Here is a 12,387-nt window from a genome sequence, read left to right on the forward strand (position 1 = left end):
GCAGATTCCTCTCCGTATAATAAAACAATATCATGTGTTCCGCATTTTTTTCAGATATTTAATTGAAATAAAAACATTTAAGTTAAGCACCCTTTTCTAACCCTTTAGCTGATGAAAAAACTTCTATTATCACTACTTCTTTTAATAAGTTCGATGTACTCCTATGCGCAGGAAAGCAAAAAAGCACTTTTATGCGGTGTGGATGACTCCAAATTATCTCCTGAAACGATCAGGCAAATGCAGATGGCACCAATCTGGCTCAAACAACTCAATGCTTCAAGGGTTTCCGCCAATGAACGTTATGTCTGCAGAATAGCCATAGAAGTAGATTCTGATACGTATAACCAGTTCGGTGGAGATACAACCCTGATTAAATATGAAGCCATGAAACAGGTGGAATTTGTGTCAAAAATCTACGAAAAAGAGATTAATACCCAATTGGTTGTTACCCTTGTTCATTTCTGGAAAGATTCAGGAAATGATCCTTACAAAGGAATCTATGACATATTTACCTTGCTTGATAAATTCGCTGCGAAATGGAATACGGACGCTGAGCTTGTTAAACTTAGTCCGAAATATGACAAAGTAATTTATATGGTCAGCAAAGGATTTTACGGAGCTGGCGGAGTGGCATATCTTAATGGAAAACAAAGTCTTATTCCCTGGGGATTCAACGGTGATTCAAGAGGTTTAGCTACTTTGGCACATGAAATGGGTCACAATTTTGGCTCTCCGCATACCCAAAGCTGTTCATGGCCGGGAGGCGTGATCGACTATTGTTATCCTGCTGAATCTGACTGTTATGAAAAATCTCTCGAAATAGCCAGAGGAACTATTATGAGCTATTGCAGCGGTATAAAATCTACATTTCATCCGCTATGTCAGGCTCTGATGTATAACCATGCTCAGACAAACTTAAAAAAAATAACCGCTTTAGATCAGGCTCCTGTTTTACCACTCAATACAACTTTTGAAAACAATACCATCCTCAACTGGGAAGCCTCTCCTTCTGCTGACAAATATTTTATCGAAATTTCCCAAACCGCAGATTTCAGTACTAAAATACTTTCAGACACATCATCTGTCAGTGCTTATAACTGCAAAGTTTTTAAGAATAACAATCAATACTATTTCAGGGTAAAAGCCATTAATAGCCTGGGAGAAACCCCCTGGTCAAATATCAGTTCAATTCGTATTCAGGATTCCGACTTGTTACCTCCGGTTCTCACTTCTCCATTAAACAATGCCACTAATCTCCTTCAAACAAGTGATATTACCTTAAAATTTAATCCGGTTGGTTCTGCCACTTCATATGAAATACAGGTTTCCTCGTATTATGATCCGTTTTTCACAAAACCATTACAAACCCAAACGATTCAGTCAAACACTTTCACTTTCAGATCTCAAAATGATCTTCAGCTTTACTGGAGAGTCCGGGCATTAAACGGCAGCAGAAAAAGCGCATGGTCCGAAGTAAATACAATGTGGATGAGCTATAGCAGTTTTGCCCTTTCACTTCCTTTGGATGGAACAAATTTACCTCTTACATTTCCTATCGGATACTATGGGAATAATATAAACGGAGGAGCAACTGTTCGGTTTACCATATCATCTCATGAAGATTTTTCAGACCCGGTTCTTTCTAAATCATTTTCTCCTGGAAACTATCTTTCCAGAAACTATACCTGCCTGGCCGAAAACCTTTCTCCCAATACAACTTATTTTTTAAAAGCGGAGGAAATTTATGATCCTAAAGATGGATACTTAAGAGGTATGCCAAATGAACCGGCCTTTAAAATAAGTAAAAAATTCACAACCGGTACTACTAAAATCTCCGGTCAGTGGTCATTCATTAATAGTGATAATTATCCGGCTTTAGGGCGTGATATTAAATCCCTTACTGTTGGCACAGGAAGTCTTTTCTTACAGAACAATCAGGGATTAGTAAGATTAGATACGGATAGTCTGAAAATCAGGACTTTTGATTGTTATAACACGAATGGAATACTTGGAAATACAACCACCGGAATCAGTGCGGTGGAAAGTGATAATTCGGTATGGACTTCCAATACCATCAGTAAACGAATTTCATTTAACGGGGTATTTCCAAGGTCAACCTATGCAATTTCTCAGATTAATCAGCAAACAGGCAATCCTGTTTCGGTGTTGGAATTGACGAAAGCCAATGATCCGGTTCCGGAACTCATTGATATGAAAAATAAGCTTATTTCCAGTAATTCCGGAAATTCGAGAACGTTATACCGACTTGAAAACGGTGGATTTACTTCACTTTTTACATTTGAAAATAACCAGTCACGCTACTTTTATCCCCCAAAATGGAATGAAAAATATGCCTGGGTTCCGGCATATAACTATACCACTCAAAAGAATGAATACTGGCGTTGCGACCTAAGCAATAAAACCTCAGTTATATTCAACAGTGACAATGTTAAAGTACTGGAACAAGGGGCTTCTACTATCGATTCAGGCGTAGATTCAAAAGGTAATTTCTGGGCATTAATCTATAATAATTCTATCGGGAAATATAGGGTGATAAAATCAGATGGTAATTCCTGGCAAGACGTAGGCATTAATAATCCTCTGATTTACAACCCCATAGAACTAGGAATTGATAGTTACGACAATATTTACGTCCTGGATCTGGGTCGGGTACTGAAATATGACGGTACAAAATGGAAAAACCTGGGCTCATCACCTCTGAATATCAATGGTTATGAAAATTCAGGAATCGGAGAACTAACCATTGACAATTCCGGGAAATTATGGTTTAATAATTTCTATTACGGCCTGATCCGTTTTGATCCTTGCGACGGATCTCTTGCCAAACCCGAACTCTCTGCAACAGCTTCTGCTATAGAACTGGGACAAAGCAGTTCTATCACTGCAAAAGGCTGTACCAATGTCGTATGGAACTGGAAAAACAACAAGGAGTCTGTTTCTAAACCAGTAACACCTGGGAATAATAAGCTAGACATTACTCCTGCCCTCAGCACTACTTATACTGCCCGTTGTTATGAAGATGGATGTATGAGTGCTCCGGTTAATTTAGCGATAACCGTTTTACCGGCCTTGACACTCAATAACCTCGGGAAAGCTCAGAATTGTCCGGGAGATACCCTCAAAGTTGGTACAAAAATCTCGGGTGAGTTTGATATAAGTAATCAATTTAAAGCCTATTTATATGCCGCTGCAAGCTCCACTTCTTTAAATATAGCTGGGCAAGGAAAAGACTTGAGTTTCTCATTGCCAAACTCTTTATCCGCAGGCAAATATTACCTCAGACTCGAAGGATCCTCTCCTAAAGTTTTATCCAAAGATTCCTTAGAAATCAATATCCTTGCCACTCCTTCTGTGACAACAACCGGAGCTGCGGGATGTATTGGAGCTAATATTTCAATCGGGGCAACGGGTGGTGATAGTTACCTTTGGAAAGGGCCAAATGCCTTTACTTCCTCCCTTCAAAATCCTGCATTTTCCAATATAAATCCCAGTTATGCAGGGGCTTATCTTGTTACAGTTACAGGAACAAACGGGTGTAGAAATACCGGCACAGCCAATGTGGTAGTGAATCCCAATCCAAATGCAACAGCTTCTGTTTCAAGCGTGGTATATGAGGGGTTGGATGTGCAACTTCTGGCTTCAGGAGGTACGTCCTACTCATGGTCAGGCCCGGGAAATTATTCTTCTGCTGAACAAAACCCAATCATAAAACGGATCAGCAAAAGTATCCATGCAGGAACCTATGTAGTGAATGTCACCGATGCAAACGGATGTAAAGCCAATGCACAGACTGAATTGAAAATCGAAACAGCGCTGGCCAACGAGCAGGAATCTAATTCCGATTTCAAGGTTTATCCTAACCCGGCAAGTGACAAAATTCAGATTGTAACAGGTCTGGAAGGTGAAGCAACTATTCAGCTTTACGATGCTACGGGCAAAGAAATCAGCACCCAAATCTTCCTCAGACAAACCACCATTCCGGTCAGAAACTTAGCCAGAGGTACTTATTTCTTTATTATCCAGCAAAAAGATAAAAAGACCACAGGGAAGGTCAGACTGGAGTAAAATTATCGGTAAAACAAGGATGTTTTGATTTTTAAAACACCCTTGTTTTTGCTTAATCCTTTAATTTTGTATCTGTACATTTATAAAATAATTACTCATATAAACATTTTACCCAAGGTCATTAATATCAAATGCCTGTATTAAAATTGATACACTTTATTTAATCCATAATCCATGAAAAAACTTTTACCGCTATTACTGATTTTAATATACTCATACCTATCCTTCTCTCAAAAACAAGAAAAAGCATTTGTTTGCGGTGTCAACGACTCCAACCTTTCCCCCGAAACCATCCGGCAAATGCAGATGGCACCGACCTGGCTAAAACAACGAAATGAGTCAAAGATTTCCACAAATGAACGATACATTTGCAGAATTGCTATTGAGATTGATTCCGAAACCTATAATCTCTTTGGTGGAGATACAACGCTGATTAAATATGAAGTTATGAAGCAAATTAACATGGTTTCTAAAATTTACGAAAAAGAAATCAATACTCAATTAATAGTAACACTTGTTCATTTCTGGAAAGACCCTAATCTAGATCCATATCGAGTAACTTATGATATTTTTCAATTACTTTCTATAACAAATAAAGTCCGGTTAACAGATCCTATGCTAAAATCATTGGACTCAGTATATGATAAGATAATGTATATCACAACCAGAGATTATAGTGGAGCAGGAGGGGTCGCTGTTATGGGAGGTAAAGAATGTGTTGTAAAATGGGGTACATTCTATACATTGTTAGCTCATGAATTAGGACATAACTTTGGATCACCACATACACAAAGTTGTGATTGGCCAAATGGACCTATTGATTACTGTTACCCTGCCGAGGCTAACTGTTATGAAAAGTCCTTAGAGAATTCCGCAGGAACATTTATGAGTTATTGCATTAACATAAAACAAACTTTTCACCCTATGTGTCAAGTTCTAATGCAAAACTATGCTAAAACTTATTTTCAAAAAATAGCATCTTTACCTTTAGCTCCGGTTTTACCTTCTTCAATTGCGTTTGAAAATAGTACAATCATTAGCTGGCAACCGGTTTCATCTGCAGAAAAATACTTAATTGAAGCTTCTAATTCCCCAAACTTTAATACTCTTATTCTTTCCGATTCTTCTGAATTCAGTGCATATAATTTTAAATCATCCGAAAGTAACAACAGATACTTTATAAGAGTAAAATCTGTTAACAGATTCGGAGAATCAGCCTGGTCTAATATATCAGTCATTAATATTCCTGATTCTAAATTACTACCACCAGAACCTATGTCCCCTCTCAATAATTCGGTAAACTTTTTTCAAAATCGCGATGTAACATTAAAATTTAAAAAGGTCGCATCTGCTTCTTCATATGAGGTACAGATAACACAATATAATGATCCTTATTTTTCATACCCAACACCGCAAGTTGCATTAACAAATGAATTTACTTTCAGGTTACCAGAAGCCGACCATATTTTTTGGCGAGTCCGGGCGATTAAAGGATCGTCCATAAAAAGTCCTTGGTCAGAAGCTAATTCCATATGGCTGAATAATAAGGATATAGACAATAATAATCTTATAACTATTCCTTCTAAAGGTATAAACTTACCTCAAAGCTTTCCCATTGGTTATTCCCCAATTAAGAATGCAAGTGGAGCTACTGTCCGCTTCATAATATCAAATAATGAAGATTTTACTGTACCTGTTATAACCAAGACATTCTTGCCAAGCAATTACTCAAATCGATATTATACTTGTATGGCAGAAGATTTATCACCAAATACTACATACTTTGTCAAAGTAGAACAATTTTATGAGCAAAACGGATTTCTACCTCCTGGTATTAAATTTTCCTCAATTCAAACATTTAAAACCGGATCTAAAAAAGCTTCAAATCGTTGGTCATTCATAAATAATGACAAAAACCATAACCTTGAGAGGGATATTTATTCTATTATTTCAGGAAAGGATAATATTTTTATTCAAAATAGCCAAGGAATAGTTAAAATAAGTATAGACAGCTTAAAAGAAACAAACATTAATATTAAAAATACAAATGGATCAATTGGAAATATTCCTTTGGGAATAAGTACTGTAGACTATAATAATACCATTTGGGTAATTAACCAAATAAGTAAACGAAACGTATTTGATGGTGTATTTCCGAGACCTGTTTACTCATTATCACAAATAGATCAACTAACAGGTAAGACAATTAGTGAAACGGAATTAATTAACCTAGAAAATACTACTCCTATGACTCTTGATATGGTTAATAAGATTATTTATTGCAATTCAAAGAATTCTACGATTTTATACCGTTTAGAAGGTAATACAATTATTCCTTTCCTGAAAACGGATAAAAACGTTTTAACGAATCGTCCGGTTTGGAATGATAAATTTGCCTGGACACAAGTATATAATCAAAATTCAAGAGAGTATGAACTTTGGCAATATGATTTAATTACTAAAAATTATATTATACATAATAAATATAATGATCCTGGTATTGGTAATTCTTTTGCAGATTTTGGTTTAGATTCTAAAGGGAACTACTGGGCTATAGCATATGACAATCATTATAAACTTTTAAAATTTGATGGTGCAATTTGGCAAACATTTGACGAAACCAATTCCATAATAGATACCCCATCCGAAATTGGTTTTGATAATTGGGGAAATATTTTTGTAGTTGATAATAATAGAATTTTAAAGTACGATGGGAAAAATTGGAAAGAGGTAGGTCGAACCCCATTTATAACCAATCCCTCCGAAAAAAAGCTACTTAGCGATATGATTGTCGACTCTAATGGAAACCTATGGTTCAATAATATTGGCTTTGGACTACTTCGTTTTACTCCATGTGATATCACCATCATAAAGCCCGAGCTTTCAGCTTCAAAGACTATTTTAGAATACGGGGAAAGCACTTACCTTAAGGCCGAAGGGTGTACAAATGTATTATGGAATTGGCAAAATGCTAAATATCCAAATGAGGAATTATATAACCCTGGAAAGATAGAATTAAAAATCACCCCCAATTACACAACTACCTATACAGCACGTTGTTATGAGCAAGATTGTACAAGTAATCCAACGAACTTAACAATAACAGTTTCACCTACAATCACTTTAGACAATATTATAAATAATACTTTCTGTCAAGGAGATTCCTTAAAGGTAATAGCAAATATTAACGGAGATGTCAATTGGGATAATGAATTTAACGCCTATTTCTTATCAAATAAGAACCTAAACCATTTGCCTTTAATAACTTATAATTATGGCTCTCATTTTCAATTTCCGCTTTCAAATTCTATACCAGCGGGTAAATATTATTTAAAGATGACAGCATCCTCCCCTAAAATGTTATCCAAAGATTCCTTAGAAATCAATATCCTTGCCACTCCTTCTGTTACTGCAACCGGAGCTGCGGGATGTATTGGAGCTAATATTTCAATCGGGGCAACGGGTGGTGATAGTTATCTTTGGAAAGGGCCAAATTCCTTTACTTCCTCCCTTCAAAATCCTGCATTTTCCAATATAAATCCCAGTTATGCAGGGGCTTATCTTGTTACAGTTACAGGAACAAACGGGTGTAGAAATACCGGCACAGCCAATGTGGTAGTGAATCCCAATCCAAATGCAACAGCTTCTGTTTCAAGCGTGGTATATGAGGGGTTGGATGTGCAACTTCTGGCTTCAGGAGGTACGTCCTACTCATGGTCAGGCCCGGGAAATTATTCTTCTGCTGAACAAAACCCAATCATAAAACGGATCAGCAAAAGTATCCATGCAGGAACCTATGTAGTGAATGTCACCGATGCAAACGGATGTAAAGCCAATGCACAGACTGAATTGAAAATCGAAACAGCGCTGGCCAACGAGCAGGAATCTAATACCGATTTCAAGGTTTATCCTAACCCGGCAAGTGACAAAATTCAGATTGTAACAGGTCTGGAAGGTGAAGCAACTATTCAGCTTTATGATGCTTCCGGTAAAGAAATCAGCACCCAAATCTTCCTCAGACAAACCACCATTCCGGTCAGAAACTTAGCCAGAGGTACTTATTTCTTCATCATCCAGCAAAAAGATAAAAAGACCACAGGGAAGGTCAGGCTTGAGTAAAATTATCGGTAAAATGATAGGATTTCTATTTGAAACAATTCTCTCTTTCCATTACAATGAACCGAAAAACTATGAAAAAGTTGCTGATAATCTCCGCATTGCTGGGATTTCTATTTAAAACTGATGCCCAATACAATAAATCTGTCACCCTTACCAAAGACCAGTTAAAGGATAAAATCAAAGGGGGCTGGGCTGGCCAAACGATTGGCGTAACCTTCGGTGGGCCAATGGAATTCAAATACAATGGTACAATCATCAATGAATATCAGCCTGTTCCCTGGTACGATGGTTATCTGAAAAAATGTATGGAGCAGAATCCGGGCTTATATGATGATTTGTATATGGACCTGACTTTTGTAGAAGTATTTGAACGGGAAGGTCTTGATGCACCCGTAACTTCTCATGCAAAAGCATATGCCAATGCGGGATATGCGCTATGGCATGCCAATCAGGTTGGCCGATACAATATTTTGCATGGCATAATGCCTCCTCAGTCCGGTCATTGGGAAAATAATCCTCATGCAGATTGTATTGATTATCAGATTGAATGCGATTTTGCAGGATTAATGTCGCCCGGTATGCCTAATACAGCCGCTCAGATTTCAGACAAAATCGGCCATATTATGAATTATGGAGACGGGTATTACGGGGGTGTATTTCTGGGCGCCTGTTATACCTTAGCTTTTGTTTCGAAAGACATCAATTACATTATTGAAGAATCTTTAAAAACCATCCCCAGACAAAGTAACTATTATAAATGCATCGCCGATGTTATAAAATGGCATAAAATGTATCCTAATGACTGGAAAAAGACCTGGTATGAGATTCAGAATAAATGGTCGGAAGATATTGGCTGTCCGGACGGAGTTTTTGCCCCTTTTAATATAGATGCTACCATTAATTCCGCCTATGTTGTACTGGGTTTATTATATGGCAAAGGCGATTTTACCAAAACAATGGAGATCACCACGCGATGCGGACAAGATGCCGATTGTAACCCTTCTTCCGCCGGAGGTATTTTAGGAACCATGCTTGGATACTCCTCTATTCCGGCCTATTGGAAAATGGGTTTAAAAGAAGCTGAAAATATTGATTTCAAATATACCACAACGTCTTTAAACAAGGTATACGAAATCGGGTTTAAGCATGCTTTGCAAAATATCGAACGGAACGGTGGCAAAATCAGTAATAATTCTGTAAAAATAGCCTTACAAACCCCGGAAGCAGTAAAGTTTGAAAAGAGCTTTGACGGGACATATCCGGTTGACAAACAATATGTTTATAAAAGTCTAAATGATGAATACGCCTTTGATTTTGAAGGAACTGGCTATGTGGTAAAAGGGGAAACAGCCAAATGGGCTTCGGAGAGTCCGTACGTTCTCAAAATGGAAGTATATGTAGATGGGAAAGTGCAGGAAATAGCTGAATTACCAACAGCTTTTACCACACGCAGGCATGAATTATGCTGGAATTATAAACTTCCCAAAGGAAAACACAACGTTAAACTGAAATTATTAAATCCGGATAAAGAGCATGATTGCCGGATTACAGATATTTTAATTTATAGTGATAAACCTGATTCAGAAGCAAATCAGACTGTTTTCCGATTTGGGCAGCCTGTTAAGAAAATGGCAAAACCATAATTGTTCCGGTATTATGATAAGGGAAATCATACCTGTTTGTCATCATTTCCCTTATCATAATCTTATTGTTTCCCGTTTACTGATCTGCTTCAGTATTCAGCACTTTTCGCTCATTTTCTTCCAATACTTCATCCCATAGTGTATCCCCACATTCATCAGCGATTACCACTTTTTCGGTTTCAATCTTATAAAAATCCCTCACTGTACCTACCTGTTCCGAAGATTCTGTCATTAATTGCTTATTTTCCATGGTCTTAATTTGTAATAGTTTATACTGCTTCATGCCTCTTCATCGGGCAGCTCATTCATACTTGCATACCTTCTGGCAAGCAAGCCTGATTCATCATATTCAAGTAATTCATTTCCATAGGCTTTAAACCATTGTCCTTCCTCATTTTGATACGCATATTCAAATCTGACAGCCATCCGATTACCTCTAAACCCCCATAATTCCTTTTTCTGACTATAATTTAACTCTCTTGACCATTTTTGTTTCAGTAGTTCCTTTACTGCTGTTCTTCCCTGAATAAATTCTGTCTTTTCTCTCCATTCAGTATTTATGCTGCAAAACTCACTTAGTTTTTCCGGGTCATTACTATTCCAGATTTCCTCCATTATCTGTACCTTTTGCAAAGCTGTTTCCATAGTAAAAGGCGGAAGCGGGTATTTAAATTCCATATCGTATTGGCTGGTATTTGATTTTCTTAAATTACCATACAAAACTGGCTCAAATAGTTGCGAATAAAAATGGAGGATGGGCGCCTTGTCATGGATAATTATCTCAGCAGAAAAGGAAGCGGGACATCGGATTCATAATCTTCTTTTACGCAAAAAGAGAATCACCCTTTCGGATGATTCTCTTTCTTACTATTGTTAATAAACCTGTTATTTTTTAGGATTCACTACCGGAGCACTGCCAGCAGCAGGTTTATTATAAGCTAGTTCATTATCAGGTACATCCCAATAATCAAGATAGTTATAACTGATTGTTGCTTTGGTATTTACTGTACCGGTTCTGTCGACTACAATCGTATTGGATCTGCCTGTTTCCAACACACCCCAACGACGTGCATCGTAGAATGAAAGACCTCTCCATGCACAGGTAATTCTTCTCTCTCTTCTCAGTTCTTCTTTAGCGTCTGCATCAGCAAGACCCGTTCCTGCAACCGGATCAAGACCTGCTCCCTGAGATTTACGAACACCATCGATCAATTTCAAACCGTCTTCAATACTACCGGTGTAAATCAATGCTTCGGCTTTCATTAATTCATTTTCTTCATAATTTCCTGCTAAAGCCAATTCATATTCACCTTCTTTCTGAGTACCATAAACCACCACTCCCGCAGCGCCTAAACCACCATCAATAACTGTATATCTGGTGTTAAAAGCGTTTCCACGGCTGGCATCACCTACCCAGGCAGTTGTAGTTTTAAAGTTATTAGCCAAACGTTTATCACCGGCTTTAAACTCCTGAATAAAACGCTCACTCAATTTGTAAGTGTTTCCACCGGCTGCCGATGAAATGGTTTTTGAAATAACTGATCCATTCTGACTACCAACAAAATCATTATCTCCGGCATTGTTAGAACGACCGGTAAAGATATAATCTGTTGCTTTAATACCTGCATTAGCCAAATCCGAAATAGATTTCCATTGCGCAGCAGTCATTGATTTTACCGGAGTATTTACCAGAATATTACGTGCTTTCAGCGTATTAATATTTCTTACCCACATATCAGGTGTTAAAATACCACCTTTGCCTTTTTGACAATAATCAGGAATCAATTTTCCAAGAATAGCGGTATAATCTGCTCCTCCGTTGATTGTTCCGAGAATTGTTGCAGCTTTATCAAGGTTGCTGTTAGATTCTTTAATTATATCCTCTTTAGAAAGATATTTACCATTGGTAACACCTGATTTATCGTTAACTACACCGGCATAATAAATTGAACCGATTCTCGCATAAGCAAAACCTTTCCAGAAATAAGCCCAGGCTTTAATGGTGTTTTTCTTGGTAGCACCATCCCCTGAAAAAGTAACTCCTTCTACCACTTCAAGTACAGCATTACAGGCATTGTTAAGAGAATACATATAACCCCACTCAAAATACAATGGATTTGAGCCGGCATTTGAGTTAACGTTTACCGAACGAATTAAGGCTAACTGCGTATTTGGTACACTTGGGTTTAATACTTTATTACCATTATCCAACGTAACTACATCCGGGCAAGCCAGTTGATTTGCATATTGGTTTGCAGCTTCAATACCTACCACATCTCCCATTAATTCATGAAATCCGATAGCACCAGCCCAGAAACGGCCGTTTACCCCATCATAATATTTCAAATCTCTGAATCCGTTTGCATAAACGGCTCCTAAACCCAATGATAAAATACCTGATTCAGTGCTCGCACTCTGAGGAGTCGGTAGGTTAGGGTTCTTAATATCTAATTGGTCCTGACAAGACGCCAGCGAAAGTGCCATCGTCCCCATCAATATATATTTCTTTATTATGTTCATCTTCTTAATGCATTTAAAG

The 12,387-nt window shown here is 37.6% G+C and carries 6 protein-coding genes; 3 read left to right on the forward strand and 3 right to left on the reverse strand.

The features are described from left to right. Nucleotides 1-111 precede the first annotated feature (111 nt). The 3 genes from BM179_RS11060 (at nucleotide 112) to BM179_RS11070 (ending at nucleotide 9,848) form a co-directional block, all read left to right on the forward strand. Entirely contained in the window at nucleotides 112-4,086 is a 3,975-nt protein-coding gene (locus tag BM179_RS11060; protein WP_092016724.1) for a T9SS type A sorting domain-containing protein, read from the forward strand. A 174-nt stretch (nucleotides 4,087-4,260) separates the two neighbouring features. Further along, the gene (locus BM179_RS11065; protein ID WP_092016725.1) at nucleotides 4,261-8,205 is read left to right on the forward strand and encodes a M12 family metallo-peptidase; all 3,945 of its coding nucleotides are present in this window, start codon (nucleotides 4,261-4,263) and stop codon (nucleotides 8,203-8,205) included. A gap of 71 nt (nucleotides 8,206-8,276) precedes the next feature. Further along, complete coding sequence (locus tag BM179_RS11070) at nucleotides 8,277-9,848, forward strand: ADP-ribosylglycohydrolase family protein (protein ID WP_092017054.1); 1,572 nt, start codon at nucleotides 8,277-8,279, stop codon at nucleotides 9,846-9,848. Between the two features lie 76 nt (nucleotides 9,849-9,924). Here BM179_RS11070 and BM179_RS25275 read toward each other — a convergent pair whose 3' ends face one another. The 3 genes from BM179_RS25275 to BM179_RS11085 all read right to left on the reverse strand — a co-directional run bounded on the left by BM179_RS25275 (nucleotide 9,925) and on the right by BM179_RS11085 (nucleotide 12,368). Then, the gene (locus tag BM179_RS25275; RefSeq protein WP_177219364.1) at nucleotides 9,925-10,098 is read right to left on the reverse strand and encodes a hypothetical protein; all 174 of its coding nucleotides are present in this window, start codon (nucleotides 10,096-10,098) and stop codon (nucleotides 9,925-9,927) included. 29 nt (nucleotides 10,099-10,127) lie between these two features. Further along, nucleotides 10,128-10,526 carry a DUF1348 family protein gene (locus BM179_RS11080; RefSeq protein WP_092016729.1) on the reverse strand — a complete coding sequence of 133 codons (399 nt, stop codon included), beginning with the start codon at nucleotides 10,524-10,526 and terminating at the stop codon, nucleotides 10,128-10,130. A 207-nt stretch (nucleotides 10,527-10,733) separates the two neighbouring features. Then, on the reverse strand, nucleotides 10,734-12,368 hold the full coding sequence (locus BM179_RS11085; protein WP_092016731.1) for a RagB/SusD family nutrient uptake outer membrane protein: 1,635 nt from the start codon (nucleotides 12,366-12,368) through the stop codon (nucleotides 10,734-10,736). Nucleotides 12,369-12,387: the final 19 nt, after the last annotated feature.

The sequence above is a fragment of the Pseudarcicella hirudinis genome (assembly GCF_900115665.1).
Taxonomy (GTDB): domain Bacteria; phylum Bacteroidota; class Bacteroidia; order Cytophagales; family Spirosomataceae; genus Pseudarcicella; species Pseudarcicella hirudinis.